Genomic DNA, 18,562 nt, shown 5'->3' on the forward strand with positions numbered 1-18,562 from the left:
TCCTATTTCCCTCCTTGGTTTGAAACATATACAGCAATGTTGAAATAGTCACGTTTATCCGTTTGGATATATACGGTATACCAACCGTCAGAAACATTATCCATTGTATATATTCCGTTTTTCCCCCGAAGGACCGTTCCTTTTGTTTTCATCTGACCTTGTGTTAAAATACCTTTTTCATAACGTGCATAGGAGATTCCGGAAAAGTTTTTCAGTGAAATTTCAACTTTGTTTCCAAGAACGGTTGCAACGTTTGTGCTGTCTGGCATAACTCCGTTAACAAGGGCTATTGTGTCATAAAGTCCTACAAGGCGAACGGTCCGACGAATGGTTGTTTGATTTCCTGCATCATCTCTTACTGTATAGTCGATATAGTAAGGATTCGAGCGAACAAACTCATTTGCCGAGATGTTGTCAGGGTTAAACACTCGCCCGCCAGCTCCATAGTTTATGGTGACCCGGTTTGTTAGATCAACATTTTGACCTGCAACCACATCCCATGCTTCGAAGTCTAGAAGCTTCGACTTGTCATATGCAATTGAAGCATCCTTTTCAGGCGTCATTCCTTCGATGAAGATGAGCTCCTCGCCATTTTTCAGTTTTAGCACAGGAGGTGTTTTGTCGATTACACCAACGTTGACGCCATAGGAGGTATAATCCCCTGTTCTTCCTTGAAGGTTAAAATTATAAAGTCCATTTTCTCTATAGTTCATTGATTTAGCTTGTTCCCAAGAGTCGTTTCCGCCCACGAACTTCGCATCTTTGTCAGTGATTAAAGTGACTTGCACATTCTGGTTCGTTGTTGGGTTTTTGTCGATTCCCACAACATATCCAGCTTCTTTTCCAGATGTGTCAACACCAACAATAATCTTGTTTTGATGATTCTTTTCCACCCACTCACCGGCTTGGTTTTGTTCGAGATATTGATAGGTCCAACGAACTTCTTTAACCTTTGGTCCTCCAACTTCAATTCCTTCAACCGTTAAAAGAATTTTTTGTGTTAAGCCCGTTTGGTCTCTAACTAGAATGACATGCTCCCCGTTCGTCTTAACGTTGATCACTGTATCTTTATAGGATACAACATCACCGTTTTCATTTTTCACCTCAGACAAAAGTGCATATTCATATCCACGATAAGAAACGGTGAGATCTGTCAGCTTTCTAAGCATGTCCAGCGGAACGCCGTCACTGTCACGCATTTGGTCAAAGGTTACATTAACGCTTAGTTTATCTTCTGCTAATGTTGCAGTTGCGCTGACTTGCGGCGGCGTGGAAACAATATTTGAAATTGTAATAACCTCATATCCTTCGTTGCCATAATCGTCAACAAAGGACATGGTAACCGTACCATTTTTTCTAAAGCGAACAGCTTTTGTGCCAGGGATATGTACGATATCGTTGGCAGTTAGGCTTCCGGCAGGTTCTACACCGGTGACTGTAATTGTTTTGATATCTTTGCTAAACTGTGTCAACTCAACATTCACACTGTGTGTAGTAATTGTGGTTGGAAGTGTGCTGTATGTCCTTGCGGTTGCAGTTGGCGCTACTTTGTTAATGTTTGAAACTGTGATTGGAGAAGTCCACTTGTTCCCAGCGTTGTCATAGGCGGTCACATAATAAGTTCCCGAGCTGTCAAGCTCAACCACATATTCATTTTCAAGCGGCTCACCTTTGAATGGATAAACCACATCGCCCTTCTTAACCTCCGCAAATGCTATTTCACCCGAATCATCAGATAAAGTAATCGTTGCAAAGATATTTTGGTTTGTCTTGGAGGTGTTTGATAACACATAGGATGTATGACCAATTGTGTTGTCAAACTGGTTATAGCTAACCGTATGAGAACCTGTGTTTCCTGCATGATCCCTAAACTCAAATGTGAATGTATGAACATCTTGAGTTAGAGTCCTTGATAGTGCTGCGTTGTTGTTTGTCATAGAAAGAGTTTTTTCGCCGCCGATAAACTTGAGCGTTGCCATAACCCTTCTATAAGCTTTTCCTTCTTGGATTGGAACCCAATCTCCAAGATAGTTTTCGTAGGCGTATTCAACCGTGTAGTGTCTGTCTTTTGTGATTGGCGTTTTGTCAATATTTGAAACTGTAACTGGCACGATTGTTTCCATTCCTGCTTTGTTTGTCACTTTCAAATATACCGTTGCATTTTGCTCGAATGTTTCGGTGTGCGATACAATAGAGTCAATTGGGCTAAAGTTGATGCCGTCATACGAACGTTCAAGCTTTAAAATTCCGCTTTCCGGGTCAGATATAGAAAGTGTTGCGTTAACATTTTGGTTTGTTGGCTCCGTGATCGAATAGGCCACATTGACAACAGGTACAGTTTCGTCAACTACTGAGATTGCAACATACTCAGCTTCCATCCGATCGGCTTCAATTCCTTCGGTAGTGTATGCCTTGAAATAAGCTGATTTTGTTGTTTTGCCATCTCTTAGCGCTTCAAAAACAAGCTTGGAATAAGCTGTTTGATAGGTAGCAGAATTAACTGTACTTGGTTGATAGGTAACAGAACTAACTGTAAATGAAGGGTCAATAACACTTAGCTCTGTATTTAGTTCTAATCCAGACAACACTGCATTTTCAACAAAGAAATATTGTCCAGAATACTTTGGATTGGGAACGACAACATAATAAAGCTTATCGCCTTGGTTATAGGATATAAACCCTCCATTTTGGATGGTTTGACCATTTTTCTCTACATAACCTGTAATATCAAATCCTGTAACAAACTCGACATCAGGTGTGAATTCTAGAACACGATCCCTTCCGACCTCGTCCTGAACATAGAGGCTGATTTTATTATTGTTTTGAATAACAACATCATAGTCCATCACGTAGTTAGCGGATGTTGTTAAAAGTCCTGTATGAAGAAGGTTCGAACTTGCCATAGCCCCCACAGCATCGCCCTGGGCAGGTGCGTTAGGCATTACGGTTACATAAACATTAAATGTAACGGTAACCGTTGAGGTGGTTTTTGTTGTTCTAGGGTTTGCGCTAACACTTACAATGGATGCTTGCGCGTCAACCAGGTTTACTGTTGAGTCATAGAACACTTTTTCAGTCACATTTCCTGCTTTGTCGACGGCTTTGATCCCAATGGCATAGCTTCCACTAAGCCCTTTCAAGTCAATGGTATAGGTTGTCTGTTTGCTTCCTTCGCCATTAACGATTGCCGGACTACTTTGCATTTTCACGGATGGACTTGAATGAAACAACACATAGTCAGCTTCGGTTAGAATATGGTTTTGTGTTGGATCTTTTATAAGTGCGAATGAAACGGTTGTGTCATTTTTGTCTGAAACCTCAACGGTGACAACGCCATCTTGTCTAGCTCCTTTTGCCACGATTTCACTTGACGCAAGGGCAGATGGAGCTGTTTTGTCAATGTTTGAAACTGAAATAGGAACCAAGACACTATTTCCAAGCTCGTCAGATAGTGTAAGGTTTGTTGTAATGTTTTCGTTAATCGTTACTGTGAATCCACCGTTTGCATAGGGTGAAACCGTGATTTTGCTTGCATCTTGTGGTGAAACTATCAGTTTGCTAATTCCCGTGCCAACATCATTTGCTGCTATTCTTGCTGTCACTGATGCGTTTGTTGGCTGAATAGTGCTATAGTCCGGCAGTTCAAAGGTTGGTGCTTGGCTATCATAAAGAATGGTGACAGATCTTGTGTCAGTTATAAATTCAGGTCTATCGTCAGCAGGATAATTGATGAGCCCGAATCTAAAATCGATTTTGTTGACACCCTCTTGAAGCGGAACAGGTGTGTCGAGTGTAAAATAATAATAACCGCCAAAGTTGTTACCCGCGTTAAACGTAGGCACTAAAACGCCGTTATCTGTTGGCATGCCGTCAGTTGTTGCATAATATACCGGTTTTTGATATTTCCATGTGCTGTCATAAGTCCATGCTTTATGGGGTTCACTCAAAACAGCGTAGACATTATATTTTCCATCCGTTGTTGTCCCCATTCCGTTTAAGGTCTTTGGCTGCTTATGTTCTAATGTATCAATTTTCGCAGGTCCTGACCGCATGCCAAAGTATGGGGAAACCTTTTTGCTTACTCTTCCATGCGGGTCTGTTGCAACAACTACAATGCTGTACGCACCTGACGGAAGTCCTGCCATTGTCAAGGTTTGATCAACCTCTACTATGTTTTCACTGTTTGGCGTCAGTGTCAGCGGATAGTCTGGCGTATCTGCAATTTTACTATCAAAATCTGGTTTAGATAAATAGTAATATGCACTTGCAATTCCGCTGCGATCTGTCACTTTCACGTTAAACTGATGTGATGATTTAAAATGATCATGCTGACTTCCGACGGTATAGCTAATCTCCGGGTAAAAATAATCATAGGTGTATTCTCGTGAAAATTCGGCAGTGTTGCCAGACTGTTTATCTGTAACACGATATTCAAGTATATATTTTCCGTCCGCCCAAATTGTTCTTCCTGTAGCATCATTTTGTTTTTCAGCAACACCAACATCTTGTCCACTATATGTTCTAAAGATTTGTGTAAAGGTGGGCGTCCAGGTATTGCTGGGATGAGCAATCCATCTATAACTCGTTTCAATGTTTGGATCGCTTGTGTCGAAGCTGATGTTAAAACGTGGTTTTGGAAGACTCGCATCATCCGTAATCAGTGTGTCGACAACATTTCCATTGAAAATCTTCACAGGTCTTGTATAATATTTTGACACTTGCTCGTTTCTTGAATCATTGCCAAGTGAGTCTACTGTGAAATAATAGAGAGTTCCATCAAAGTTCTCACCTTTGGGAATGGATATCATAGCAGTTGCGCTACCGCCTTCTGAGTTTACAAATGCCCACACACCTTGAGTTGAAGCAATTTCTCCTGATACTTGTTGAATTTGATCGATTGGAGTATCAGGCGGCGTCGCAGTTCCATTTATAAAGGTATAATAGGTCCTTGACCACCCGTTATTGCTTTGTTGAAGGTCGTTCATTTCAAAACGATAGTCATTTCTTTTTTGAAGCTGCGCATCTTGCGAATGTACCGTTTCTTGAATGGTCACTCGTGGAGCTTGGTTATCAAATTTGATATTTTCAATTTCTGCATATCCGGCATCTCCGCCTAGTGGATTGTTAGCTTTATCCCATCCATAAAGCCGAAGCTTGAATTCGCCTTCTGTTGGAACGATTGGACTTAGTTTTATGCTAACTCCATTTAAAACTTGCGTGTTAATGGGTGCGGTAACTCTTGTTGCGTTTCCTGTACCGTCAAAGTTTGTTATTCTTGTCATTACCGGTTCATAGGAATCACCGCTTTTCTTGTACAGCTCATACTTAAAATAGTTTTGATTCAATATGGTGTGGGCGACATTTCCGTCTGGATAGAGTGTTTCGCTTGAAACCATATAAAATTCATGCTTCTTTTTGATGTTGTTTTGAATTGAATTTGCTCCCGCAAGGTCATTTCCATTTTGGTCGGTAACTCTTATGGTTGGTGTTTTGGTGTCAACCTTGTGAGTTGAAAAATAAAAACTTTGTGATGTCTTTGATTCTGGTGTTGGATTCTCCAAATGATAGGCCTGAGCTCGACCATTCTTCGTTAAATGCGTAGACACGTTGTTAAGCTGAAGCCTTATGCCCTCGCTTTCCACTGCGCTAACATCCAGCGGCACTTTTCCAGTAAACTGAAGTGTGCCGTTTGGTTTTCCATCATTGCCTTTCAGTTTTGTCATGGTAAGGTTAGCAAGCGGTGTTGCCGTATTGTTTCCAAGATATAACACAGGTGTTGCTTGGAGGTTTGTTATGAGCTCCGTTTTTTCTTCCTGCGTCATGGTTTTCTTATGAATGGAATCCGCTTCAATTGTGATATTAACATCTGTAAATTTTCGATTTAGATAGAGATTGTCAGCACCATGGAAAAAGCTAGTGGTTTGACTGATATTTGGTTTTCCAAGGTTATATATGCTACGATAAAACGTATAAGTTACATCTTTATAATAGTAATCCTGTCCCCCTATCTTTGTTGTTAAATTGGTTTTAACTCCGGGATTTCCTGAAATTGTGTGCGCAAAAGTCCCTCCAAGGCTTTCAGCATGGGTAGACTGGGCAAGAAGTGCCACCCTATAGGTTAGCGAAATCTCTGCTTTGTCCTGTGCAACCATTGCATCGTGAAGCTTTTTTCGGTCTATATCCAATTTGAAATTTTGTGTTTTTGTTGGCTCTTGAAATGTTAACCAATCACGGCCTACAGAGTCGTCCGAAAGTGTATAACTGAAAACAGGAGCATCCTCATATTGCATAATGTCATAGTGACCATATTGATCTCTGACCTTTTTGTCCCAGTTTACACTTTCAGTGCCTGACGAATTAGCATCGAGATAGAACTCTCCCCCAAGCGTATCAACGTAACCTAGATCTGTGAATTTTCTTTTTGTTACGTCTGAAATGTCACGATAAAGTCTGCCACGATCTTTTGTCCATGAGTCTATTCGAATGGTCTTCACCTTTGTTGGATTTGTATTCCCCTCCAGATAAGGAAGATACAAATCTACATATTCACCGTACCAATCATCACTGCCGACAAGCCAAAAAACGAATTCGTTCATTCTCCATGGCGGAGTATTTTGCACTCCAAAGGTATATTCTGCATAAGAACCCGGCTCAAAGTCGTCGCCAGGTCCGTCAATATTAAATGCATGGTCAGAGCTTTCTCCTGTTTCATAGGTACTTACGCCCATAACAAGATTATCATCTGTTCCGTTTCCTCCTGTTTTCACACCAATCTTATAGGTATAGGTTGTTGACACATTCGCATAAACAGGTACTACTGATATTAGAACCGAAAGTACTAGTATCAAACTTAAAATCTTCTTCATAAAATACCTCCTCGTATAATAACATTTTCAAATCCGCTGATTCGGCCGCTGCCGCCTGCTGCATCGGCAGTAAGTTCATTGGCAGATATGAACCATTGACAACCAAATTTCGACAGTATTTTCCCTTCATAGTACCATCGTTGATAGAAGAAGTGCTGAATTGTAAAGAAAACTTTATGTTTCGTAGATAGAATAGACTACGAAGCCAACCTTTATGTGACCAAGACACGCAAAAAAGAGGCTCCCAAAAGTTTGGTGAACTCATGCGAAGCCTCTCTAAGGATATTTATTCGATTCCAACATCGTCATCGCCATTCTGGACAACGATCAGCCTTTACAGCTAATTTTCGTTGAAAATAGTTTCTATATACTTTGAGCTAAGACCAATGGCTTTTAGCTCTTCTTTCATTTCATGTATGTGTGCGATTTTTCTGTTAGGGACATATAAAGCCACGCCATTGCGATTTTTATAGCCTGCTGAATTTCTTACTTCGAATGCAAGCGCTTGGGCTGCAGCCGTGATTTCTGATGATTTGCCCATTATATCTATAAGATCATATTGATCAAATATCCCTTCGTTTTTGCCTAATAGCTCTGAGTTGTTTGCAAGGTCTGTTAGTGAAAAATCAAATTCTGCATCTTCTATTGCCTTAACCAATGATTCAGCCTGAGAAAGCTTCATCATTGACATTGTTGTTGGAATATTAGCTTCAATTCCCGAATGAAGGGTAAAGGAATCTAGAATTAAACGCCCCACTCTTTCCGTGCTAATTTGTGGGTTTCGCTCCATTGCACTTATCCATGTGGTATAATATAACCCTCCTGCGGGGATTGAATCTTCAGAAGCTATGAGATATTTGCCATGGTTTCTAAGGGCATAGGCAGTTTCAACTGTGCCCATAAGACACGCATCAAAGACGATTAAGTCGAAATACATATTTGATGCATCGATTGCCTCCGAAAGCTCCGAAACTTTCATCGTTTTTCGTCCGTTTAGCTCGTCTGCACCAAATCCACCCATTGTACCATACCCATGGTCCCATAAAATCAGGATATAACGTTCATTTGGCGCAACGCTTTTGCCCCAAACAAGAAAATCCCTTAGTGTTTTAGGGTCTGATGCGGCGGTTTGGATGAGGCTTTCGTGCTTTTCAAGTTGTCCATGGCTAACTTCAAAACGTTCTGATGCTCCACCAGTCATATATTTGTTGTAATATTTGAGCGTTCCGCCTGTTTGAATCAAGATTTTCGTATTTTGGTTTGGCTGACCGCGAAAAATTTCTTCCAAGTCCTTTGTTAGCCGGCCTTGTTGTGATTCAAGGTCAGAACCAATTGCATATATTAAAATCGTCGATGAATCATAATTTTTATTATCCTGCTCCCAAAGTGACCTTGCCTCGTTTAAACTTTGCGTTGTGAACACATCTGTTTCGCGAAGGATTTGACCTAGTGTTGCAAGTTGGTTTTTGGGTCTTGTATTTAAAACATAGCTGCTTATTTTCGCAAGAGTTCCCCGATTAAATTCGACTTCTTTTGTAAGGTCTATTCCTAAAACCATTGAAGCGAAAGAAACCGCGGTTTCATAGGTAAAGTCGCCCTTTGTTTCTGAATATCCCAAAACCCTTAAAACCATTGCACAATATTGGTTTAGAGAGGCTTGTTGGTTGCCGCCAAAACGATGTTCATTAATTCCGTTAACTATACCATTTGTATATGCAAACGACACATAGGGACTTTCCCAATCCGTATCATGAAATGGATTTTTGTAGGTATTTTTCTGAATGTCTTCTTCCTTCCCCCACAGACGAAGCATCATCACAAGGGCCTCTGCTCTGGTAGGCACCCGCGAAAGTTCATATCCATTCCCCGTTCCACTGAACAATCCCAAGTGGTTAAGCGCTTCTGCATAGCTTGAGTTTTGTGCCGCTGCTGATGGAGTTGTTGCAAGAAGAAAGATTAAAAGAATGATTAAACTTCGGATATTTTTCATCAAATTACGACCTTTCAATTTGAAAATTTCCGGCAAGGCATCGCTTGGCGTGGCCAGTCTGACGGCCGGCTTCAAAGCGGGCCAAAATCTGGATACGAATTGTCATTACTTCTAATTTATCATAATAGATCGGCCCATTTGAGAAATGTAAAGTAAACTTTAAGATTGTGCTTGCAACGCACCCTTGGCAACCAGCATATGGCCTGGCCCCCGAATCGTAATGATCTCTCAGGATTGGCCACCACAAACACAGAAGCCCGAATGCGAAATACATTCGGGCTTCAATATACAGGCAAATGCAGCTCTTAACTACTACTTCCCTTCCTTACGAGCGACACACAGCACTCTTACTGTAATGAAGTAATTTGAGTAGACATTGCCAAGAAGATTCACGTAGCGTGCGCGTTCGATTTTCGCGGCATCGTGCTCGGGAAGGATTTCGTTATTTGCTATTCGAGCTAAGCGATTTGTTCTTCACAGGAGGGATATCTCGATCCCTGTTATGGAAGGCATTCAAGCTGTAAAGGAAATTCGCACGCCGGATCCGAAGGCGAATATCATCATGTGCTCGGCAATGGGACAGACAAGCCTAGTTATCGGGGCGATCCAAGGCGGGGCCAAAGACTTTATCATGAAACCATTCCAAACCAGACACGTACTGGAAGCAGTCCATAAGGCTATCATTCATGCAAAGCCGACTGGGATATCTTGAGGATAATTCACAGACCAAGAGCGACTATAAGGATGCGAATGTCATTGCTGACCTGATTCGCAAAGAAAGTCGTCCGCAAGAAAATACCTAATTCGTGCTGAAGGCTAAAATCATTATAGAAGACACCTTAGAGTAATTTTCATCACTCTAAGGTGTCTTCATTTTAAACGATGTGGGCAATCCGAGTTTCTCCGAAGAGAAACCCTTGCCCCACAAGCTTTGAGGCCTTGTTTACATCATGCCGCCCATTCCACCCATGCCGCCCATATCCGGCATAGCAGGAGCTTTGTCTTTCTCCGGTTTGTCCGCGACAACCGCTTCGGTCGTCAGGAACATAGCTGCAACGGACGCAGCGTTTTGAAGAGCGGAGCGAGTAACTTTGGTAGGGTCGACGATACCGGCTTGGAACATGTTGACCCATTCGCCAGTAGCGGCGTTGTAACCTACGCCCACTTCTTCTTTTTTCAGGCGCTCTACGATGACGGAGCCTTCTTGGCCAGCGTTCGTAGAGATGATGCGTACCGGCTCTTCCAGAGCGCGGAGAACGATGTTGACGCCTGTTTGCTCGTCGCCGTCCGCTTTAACAGCAGCAACAGCAGAGTATACGTTCACGAGGGCCGTACCGCCACCGGAAACGATCCCTTCTTCCACAGCGGCACGCGTGGAGTTCAGGGCGTCTTCGATGCGCAGTTTGCGCTCTTTCAGTTCGGTTTCGGTAGCTGCGCCGACTTTGACTACAGCAACGCCGCCGGACAACTTAGCCAGACGCTCTTGGAGCTTCTCGCGGTCGAAGTCGGAAGTCGTTTCTTCCAGTTGAGCGCGGATTTGCGCTACGCGGGTACCGATGTCTTTTTTGTCGCCGGCACCGTCAACAACGATGGTGTTTTCTTTGGATACGCGGATTTGACGAGCGCTGCCCAACGAATCAACCGTAGTCGATTTCAGGTCGAGGCCCAGCTCTTCCGTGATCACTTGGCCGCCCGTCAGAGCTGCGATGTCGCCAAGCATAGCTTTGCGGCGGTCGCCGAAGCCTGGAGCTTTAACGGCAACGCAAGTGAACGTGCCGCGCAGCTTGTTAACTACGAGCGTAGCCAACGCTTCGCCGTCTACGTCTTCTGCGATGATCAGCAGCTGGCGTCCGGATTGAACGACTTTCTCAAGCACAGGAAGAATCTCTTGAATGCTGGAGATTTTCTTGTCTGTGATCAAGATGTACGGATTGTCCAGAACAGCTTCCATCTTGTCGGTATCGTTAACCATGTAAGCGGACAGGTAACCGCGGTCGAATTGCATACCTTCTACGACTTCCAGCTCCGTTACGAAACCTTTGGATTCTTCAACGGTAACAACGCCGTCGTTACCTACTTTTTCCATAGCTTCTGCAATCAGCTGGCCAAGCTCTTCGTCAGCTGCGGAGATTGCCGCAACTTGTGCGATCGATTGTTTGCCTTCGATCGGCTTGGAGATTTTTTGCAGTTCTTCAGTAGCGGCTTTAACGGCTTTTTCGATCCCTTTGCGGATGACCATCGGGTTAGCGCCTGCCGTTACGTTTTTCAGACCTTCGCGAATCATCGCTTGAGCCAGAACGGTAGCCGTAGTCGTACCGTCGCCTGCTACGTCGTTTGTTTTGGTTGCTACTTCTTTAACGAGCTGAGCGCCCATGTTTTCAAATGCGTCTTCGAGCTCGATCTCTTTGGCGATCGTAACACCGTCATTCGTGATGAGCGGGCTGCCAAATTTTTTCTCAAGTACAACGTTGCGGCCTTTCGGTCCGAGCGTTACTTTTACCGCATTAGCCAAAGTGTCGACACCACGGAGCATTGCGCGGCGAGCGTCTTCACTGAATTTAATTTCTTTAGCCATGAATCGGAACCTCCCGGATTGTTTTATATTTTAGAGTGGATGCAGAAAATCGGATTAAGTATAGTTTACCGGTTGTGCGAGCATAGTAAGATCAAAATCGGAATCACGCCGGATCAATATCCGAGCAGCGATGGAGACGATTCAATCCTACCAGGCCGGATAGCCTTGTTACGCAAGCACAGCCAGGATGTCGCTTTCACGCAAAATGAGCAGTTCTTTGCCCTCGAATTTCACTTCAGTGCCTGCATATTTGGAGAACAGAACGCGGTCGCCTTCTTTCACTTCAAGCGCAATGCGTTGTCCGTCTTTTACGTGGCCGCTGCCAACAGCTACGATTTTGCCTTCTTGCGGCTTTTCTTTTGCCGTGTCCGGCAGAACGATGCCACTAGCTGTAGTCTCCTCCTTGGCAATAGGTTCAAGAACTACGCGATCACCCAACGGTTTGATCATGAGAAAACTGCCTCCTTTGATTCAGATGGTTTTGTTGTAGAGGGTTTGTTAGCACTCGAACGTGGTTAGTGCTAATAACATCTTTTATGATAATCATTTCGCCTTCGGTTTGCAAGTCCTTTTGGAGGTTTTCATAAAATTTTAATCCGTGCATTTTTTTGCACACCTTATGTAGGTTGTCCCATCCATACGCAAAGTATTACTGTCTTACAGACCAGGCGGACAGCACGCTTCACCCGGTTCGTCACCCTTCTATACCAACAGACAAAGTCTCCCCCGGTTCGACAAAAAAGGTCTGCGTCACAAGCAACGCAGACCGAATGTTTCCTCAAGCTTCGGCCTCACCCAGATCACTGAGCCATTGCTTGTCGTACTCCTGTTGTTTCCGGTATACCCGGGCGGACAGCATAATGCTGATCTCGTACAAAATGATCATCGGAACGGCCACCAGGATATCCGATATAAGGTCGGGCGGCGTCACGAACGTGGCGATAATGACCAGCGCCAGATAAGCGTAGCGGCGCAGCTTCTTCAGACGAAGCGGGTTCAGAATCCGCAGCTTGGTCAAAAACATCACGACAACCGGAAGCTCGAACAACAGCGCCATCGGCAGCAAAATGTTAAACATGAACGAAAAATATTGGGCGGCCCCATACGTTTCGGTCAAATTCAAGCTTTTGGTCACAGTCAGTGTAAAGTAAAACGCCATCGGGAAAATTACAAAGTAAGCGAAGGACAAGCCAAGCAGAAAGAGCAGTACGGCGCCCGGTATGTACCGCAGCGTCGCTTTTTGCTCGTGCTCCATCAGTCCCGGCTTAACGAACAGCCAAATCTGCGTAAGCGCAAAGGGCAGCGTCACGACAAGGCCGACGGCGAAAGCAAACTGCATGTACAGCCGGATTGCATCCCACGGCGAAAACGTATTCAGGCCGACGATGCTCGAAGCCGGTTCCGAATTCATTAAGTAGACGATAAGCGGCTTGGCGGCGAAAAAGCCCCCGATCATGGCCAGCGCCAAAACGACGACGATCCAGATGAGCCGTTTGCGGAGCTCGGTTAGATGCTCCACCAGGGATGCCGTTTCTTCTTGCATCAATTTTCACCAGCCTCATGATCAGGTAACGGAATAGTCAGACAGGTCTCCTTTTAACTTGAAACGACAGCGTTCGAGCTCATTCGTGCTCATACAATTTTTGGAAGCGCTGCCGTTTACGTCTTCGTTTAATAAACACTCCATGGGTCCTATTGAAGCGTCCAATCTGTAAACGTACCGAAGGGTTGCTGGCATGTTGATCGCAGAGCCTTCCGTCCAGGCATCGTTATAGGCCCGGCCTTGTTGTTCAGCGCCTAGCTCAGTCCGGAAGACGCTTGTCGGTAGCTGGCGCTGCCGAGGCATTGGATGTAGCCGGCGTAGGTGCCGGCGCAGCCGTCTCGGCCCGATACTCAGGCTTGCCCGAATCCAGACGCTGGGCTTCCGCCTTCTCTACTTGCTTGCGGTCGGAGTCGTCCTCCATAATTTCTTTGGCTCCGTTCTTAAACTCGCGAAGCGTACGGCCGAACGCGCGGCCGAGTTCCGGAAGCTTGCTCGGGCCAAACAGCAGTAAAGCCACCAAAATGATCAGAATAAAACCTGTTGCGCCGATATTAGGCATCGACAATTCCTCCTTCAAGTTGGGTGTGGGTATAGTTACCCTCTCTCTGCGTAAAGCCCTCCATATCCGAGCTCGGTAATATCTGTTTTGCCGATTCGAATCCCCGCGCAAATTCGCGGCAGCAGCACATCGAATACGGTATATTTATCATACATCACGCTGCCCGGTAATCCAACAACCGGAGTATGACCCAGATAAGCCATCATCAGCATCGAGCCGGGAAGCATCGGCGTCCCGTGACTTACGATGTCCGCTCCGGCTTGCCGGATCGCTCCGGGTGTCCGGTCGTCGGGATCAACCGACATCCCCCCGGTAACGAGAATGAGATCAACCTGCTTGTCTTGAAAATAACGGATATGCCCGGCGATGCTGTCGCTGTCGTCCGTGGATAAGCGCTGTTCCTCCACGTACGAGCCGTACTCTTCCAGCTTGGCTCTGACGACAGGGCCGAATCGGTCCTCCACCAGTCCATTATACACTTCATTGCCGGTTGTGATGAGACCGGTTTTTAACGTTCTAAAAGGTTTCACGGATATGGGGCCTTCTCCCAGATACGTTTCGCGCCACTGGCGGGCGGACCGCTCGACCTGCTCGACCTTCTCCTTCGCGACGAGCAGCGGAATGACCCGCGTACCGGCGACCGATTGTCCCGGCGTTACGACCGTGTTAGACTGCAGCGTAGCCAGCGCGAGCTGATCGATTGCATTAACTCCGTTAATGAACGTCTTGTCGATCACCGTCAACCCGCGGATCGCCGACTTCAGCAGCACTTTGCCTTCGCTCGGTTCCGTCGCCGTTATGTTCGATCCCCGCGCCGCTTCCGCCATCCGGACGGCCGCATCGTCCTCGTGCAGGTCGTCATCGCCCAGCTCTAACACGTAAATATGATCTTTGCCGATTTTCTTCAGCTCGGGAATATCCGAGTCGAGGACGATATGGCCTTTCCGGAAAAGCCGGCCCTTGAATTCCCCGGGTACGATGCGGGTCAAATCGTGGGCGAGCGGCAGGCCGATCGCCTCCTCCACCTTCACCTCGCGCAGGACGCTCGTTCGTCTCATCCCGGGAGCCCGCCTCCTTTGCCGCGGATCATCGTAAGGGCGATGGGCAACTGGTCCATGACCGCGGCCAAACATTCGTGTACGCCCTTCGGATCGCCGGGCAAGTTCAGCAGAAGCGTCTGCCCCCGGATGCCGGACACGCCGCGCGTCATCATGCCGAGCCCGTCCCGCTGCATCATGGCCGCCCGCATCGCTTCCGCAAAACCCGGCGCGAGCCGGTCGATCACTTCCAGCGTGGCCTCCGGGGTCACATCCCGCGGCCCCATGCCGATTCCTCCGGTAGTCAGAATGAGATCGGCCTTGTAGTAGTCCGTCATCTCAATTAGCGCTGCCATAATCTCGTCGGTTTCGTCGGGAACGATCCGGTACTCGACGATATCCCCCTGCAGCTCTTCCTCCACGAGTTCGTGAATCACCTGAGCACTGGTGTCTTCACGTTCGCCGCGAGAACCTTGATCGCTTGCCGTTAACAGGCCAACTTTCCAGCGCATCAGCTTATTCCCTCCCTTGTTATATCCCGACACACTGACGCATCTAAACATAAGGCGGAACCGCCGGCCCTTCTGTCCGTTTATCCCGTTAAGGATCGTCTGGCAGCATTGGACTTGGGCTCGGTTGTTCAGCTTAAACAGCTTAATATAAACTCATTCCATGCCCGGCGGTCGGATATAATCTCCACTCTTGCCCCCGGTTTTGGATAAAAGCACGGTCGGACCGATGCTCATCTCTTTCTCCAGCGCCTTGCACATATCGTATACGGTAAGCGCGGCGGCCGATACCGCGGTAAGAGCCTCCATCTCAACGCCGGTAAGCCCTGTCGTCTTGACTGTTGCTTGAATGTACAGCTCGTCCGCGCCGTTATCCGAGAACGCGATGTCCACTCCGGTCAGCGGCAGCGGATGGCACATCGGAATCCAATCCGACGTTTTCTTGGCGGACATGATGGCGGCGATCTGAGCGACGGCCAGCACATCCCCCTTGCCCAGACGGCCCATCTTAACCGCATCCAAGGTCGACGGACGCATCTTCACCGTCGTTTGCGCGGTTGCGGTACGTTTCGTTTCCGCCTTGCCGGAGACGTCCACCATGCGGGCGCGGCCGTCTTCATTAAAATGAGTAAGCCCGGATGATTCCGTCATCGTTTTGCAGCGCCTCCAATCCAGCCATAATCGGGTAACCTCATATAGGATGTCCGGCATAAACTGCGCCGGTTTGATTTTGCTAGCGAGCCAGTCCCTGACACCGGCACGAGGAAGGTTAACGGATCGGATTCGTCAGTCGCGGGAACAGAGATGAACATGCGGCGGCACACGATGAGGTGAGGAAACAAGGTTGTCCTATATCCAAAGATCCGGAAGTCTGAAGCGGTTGCCCCATCCATCCGGCCCCGTCATCCCAAAAGCTCTCTTCATCTTTTTCGACACACGGATAGCGATGTCCTTGTGGGCGGCAAAAAAACGTTTATTAAAAATCAGTGAACAAAGAGTTCATGTCGCCATTCTGAATTCAACCAAGCAAGTTGCATGAACCATTTACCGGATCAAGCAGGTGCGTCTGTCGGTCACTACCGCGTCGGTACGGAAATCGAAATGATCCATAGGCACTTCCGAAATGAGCTGAAGATCAAAAGCAACCGCGAGCTTAAACGGCTCCCGGCCCGTATTTTCCCGGCACATCCGTATAAATGCGTCGTAATACCCCCCGCCGTACCCTAGCCGCCCGCCTTTGCCGTCAAAGGCGAGTCCCGGAACGAGAACGCAGTCGATATCCTCCAGCCGTTCCAGCACGGGCGCCGACATCGCCGGTTCGCGAATCCCCCATCTGCCGGATTCCAGCTCGTCGAGACTTTTAATCTGATGAAGCGACATCAGTTTATGCTCGCGGATTACTTTGGGGACGACGATCGTGCCGCCGCGGTTCCAGCACCATTCCATGACAGGAGTGACATCCAGTTCCGTCCGGAAAGGAACGTAGCTGAACAGGGTGAACGTCCTGCCGTCCGCATCATCGCCCCTCTCCTCCAGCAGCCGGATCGCCGCTGCGCAGGCGCGGGCGGACTCTTCCGCACGGTCTTCTGCAGATAACGATGCACGGGCCGCTTCCATCTGTTTGCGCAGCTCCGCTTTATGCGCCTGTACGGTCATCTCGGTTTTCCCGTCCTTCCACTTGGTATAAATCCGGTTCACAACCGGGAACGACGGCGTTCAAGCGATGCGTCCGGGCGCACGTTCTACTCTTCATATCTGTCTGCTGATGCAGGGTTCGATTGCCGTCAATATAACCTTTTCCCCAGTGTATCACACATTCCGAGTGAAGAAAAAGCCGGAGCCGGGCAGGCTGAAAACCGGTTGCAACCCCTCATCCGGACCGAACGGCCGCCTGCTGAGGCACAGCTACCCGGAACGGGGATATTCGTTTCAGGCAAAGTCTCATTTTACAAACGAGGGACCCATCGGTAAACTAAACATGACGGCTTGTAAACGTCACTAGAACGACTGCGGATTTGCCTGACGGAAATCCGTCTATGGGAAGGAAGACTACACATGCTTTTGCAAGTCAACGGATTGGAAAAACATTACGGCACGATTCCCGTGCTGACCCATATAGCGATGCAAATTCAGGAGCGCGACCGGATCGGGCTCGTCGGCGTAAACGGCGCGGGCAAATCGACGCTGCTCAAAATTATTGCCGGTGAAATGTCCGCCGACGGTGGACAAATATTCCGGGCCAAGGAAACGCGCATCGGGTATTTGGCGCAAAACAGCGGACTGCTGTCCGATAATTCAATCTGGAACGAAATGATCGGCGTATTCGCCGGACTGCTCGAGATCGAGCAGGAGCTGCGCGAGCTTGAGGCGAAGATGGCCGATCCCGGACTGGCCGCCAATGAGCAGCTGTATGCGGACGTGCTGCACCGGTACTCGGTCAAATCCGATCTGTTCCGCGAAAAGGGCGGATACGGCATCGAGGCGAGAGTCCGCAGCATCCTGCACGGCATGGGCTTCGGCGCGTTCGACCCGGCCACGGCAATACGCACGCTGAGCGGCGGACAGAAAACCCGGTTGGCACTGGCCAAGCTGCTGCTGCAGGAGCCCGATCTGCTGATGCTGGACGAGCCGACCAACTATTTGGACATCGCTACGCTAACCTGGCTCGAAGATTATTTGCGCGGATACCCGGGCGCAGTGCTGGTCGTTTCTCACGACCGGTATTTTCTGGACGCTATGGCGAACGTGATTTATGAGATCGAGCGTACCCGCTGCAAAAGGTACACAGGCAACTACTCCCGCTATATGGAGCTGAAAGCGGCCGAATACGAGATCGAGCTGAAACATTACGAGAAGCAGCAGGAAGAAATTTCGCGCATGGAAGATTTCGTCCGCCGCAACCTCGTGCGGGCTTCCACGACGAAGCGGGCGCAAAGCAGGCGCAAGGCGCTTGAGAAGATGGACCGGCTGGACAAGCCCGCAGGCGAGCTGAAGCGCGCTTCCTTCCGGTTCGAGACGGAGAAGCAGTCCGGCAAGGACGTGCTTCGCGTCGAACATATGGCCGCATCCTATGACGGCAAAAGACAGCTGTTCCGCAACGTCTCCTTCGAGCTTCGACGCGGCGACATGGCCGCCCTGATCGGGCCGAACGGAATCGGCAAATCGACGCTGCTGAAAATATTGACCGGGCAAAAGCAGCAAAATTCCGGTTACTTCGAATGGGGCTCGAACGTCACGATCGGCTACTACGATCAGGAACAGCAAGGGCTGAACCCGAACCATACGGTGCTGGAAGAGCTGTGGAGCGAATACCCTCATCTGGAGGAGGTCCGCATCCGCACCGTGCTCGGCAGCTTCTTGTTCAGCGGCGAAGACGTATTAAAGAAAATCGGCGCGCTCAGCGGCGGCGAGAAGGCCCGCGTCTCGCTCTCCAAGCTGATGCTGAAGCAGGCGAACGTGTTGATTCTGGACGAGCCGACGAAC

11 protein-coding genes and 1 pseudogene are annotated in these 18,562 nt (G+C 47.7%); 2 read left to right on the plus strand and 10 right to left on the minus strand.

The features are described 5' to 3' along the window. Positions 1-2 precede the first annotated feature (2 nt). On the minus strand, positions 3-6,866 hold the full coding sequence (locus tag PV433_RS30805; RefSeq protein WP_332075796.1) for a hypothetical protein: 6,864 nt from the start codon (positions 6,864-6,866) through the stop codon (positions 3-5). A gap of 340 nt (positions 6,867-7,206) precedes the next feature. Then, entirely contained in the window at positions 7,207-8,856 is a 1,650-nt protein-coding gene (locus PV433_RS30810) for a clostripain-related cysteine peptidase (protein WP_332075797.1), read from the minus strand. A gap of 484 nt (positions 8,857-9,340) precedes the next feature. On the opposite strand from PV433_RS30810, the pseudogene PV433_RS30815 reads away from it, so the two are divergent. Then, positions 9,341-9,568 (plus strand): annotated as a pseudogene (locus PV433_RS30815) (response regulator); the annotation flags it as partial. Positions 9,569-9,799: 231 nt separating this feature from the next. Here the strand turns inward: PV433_RS30815 and groL are convergent. From groL to PV433_RS30855, 8 genes are all read right to left on the minus strand, one after another. Beyond that, positions 9,800-11,431, minus strand: coding sequence for a chaperonin GroEL (gene groL, locus PV433_RS30820; protein ID WP_190930412.1), 1,632 nt, complete (start codon positions 11,429-11,431; stop codon positions 9,800-9,802). A gap of 168 nt (positions 11,432-11,599) precedes the next feature. Then, positions 11,600-11,881 (minus strand): co-chaperone GroES, encoded by a 282-nt coding sequence (gene groES, locus PV433_RS30825; protein WP_190930411.1) that lies wholly within the window; start codon positions 11,879-11,881, stop codon positions 11,600-11,602. Between the two features lie 328 nt (positions 11,882-12,209). Beyond that, the gene (gene tatC / locus PV433_RS30830) at positions 12,210-12,974 is read right to left on the minus strand and encodes a twin-arginine translocase subunit TatC (RefSeq protein WP_190930431.1); all 765 of its coding nucleotides are present in this window, start codon (positions 12,972-12,974) and stop codon (positions 12,210-12,212) included. 259 nt (positions 12,975-13,233) lie between these two features. After that, positions 13,234-13,533, minus strand: coding sequence for a twin-arginine translocase TatA/TatE family subunit (locus tag PV433_RS30835; protein ID WP_332075798.1), 300 nt, complete (start codon positions 13,531-13,533; stop codon positions 13,234-13,236). A gap of 35 nt (positions 13,534-13,568) precedes the next feature. After that, complete coding sequence (locus PV433_RS30840; protein WP_332075799.1) at positions 13,569-14,591, minus strand: molybdopterin-binding protein; 1,023 nt, start codon at positions 14,589-14,591, stop codon at positions 13,569-13,571. Further along, positions 14,588-15,082 (minus strand): MogA/MoaB family molybdenum cofactor biosynthesis protein, encoded by a 495-nt coding sequence (locus tag PV433_RS30845; RefSeq protein WP_190930408.1) that lies wholly within the window; start codon positions 15,080-15,082, stop codon positions 14,588-14,590. The genes PV433_RS30840 and PV433_RS30845 overlap by 4 nt, the downstream gene beginning before the upstream one ends. A gap of 153 nt (positions 15,083-15,235) precedes the next feature. Continuing rightward, a complete protein-coding gene (gene moaC / locus PV433_RS30850; RefSeq protein ID WP_332075800.1) occupies positions 15,236-15,730 on the minus strand; it encodes a cyclic pyranopterin monophosphate synthase MoaC in 495 nt (164 codons plus the stop codon). Between the two features lie 393 nt (positions 15,731-16,123). Continuing rightward, positions 16,124-16,735 carry a 5-formyltetrahydrofolate cyclo-ligase gene (locus PV433_RS30855; protein ID WP_332075801.1) on the minus strand — a complete coding sequence of 204 codons (612 nt, stop codon included), beginning with the start codon at positions 16,733-16,735 and terminating at the stop codon, positions 16,124-16,126. 399 nt (positions 16,736-17,134) lie between these two features. Between PV433_RS30855 and PV433_RS30860 the strand changes: the two genes are divergently transcribed. Beyond that, positions 17,135-18,562: ABC-F family ATP-binding cassette domain-containing protein (locus PV433_RS30860; protein ID WP_332075802.1), on the plus strand; the 1,428-nt coding region annotated here is incomplete at its 3' end.

Source organism: Paenibacillus sp. GYB004 (assembly GCF_036577605.1).
Taxonomy (GTDB): Bacteria; Bacillota; Bacilli; order Paenibacillales; family NBRC-103111; genus Paenibacillus_AB; species Paenibacillus_AB oceani.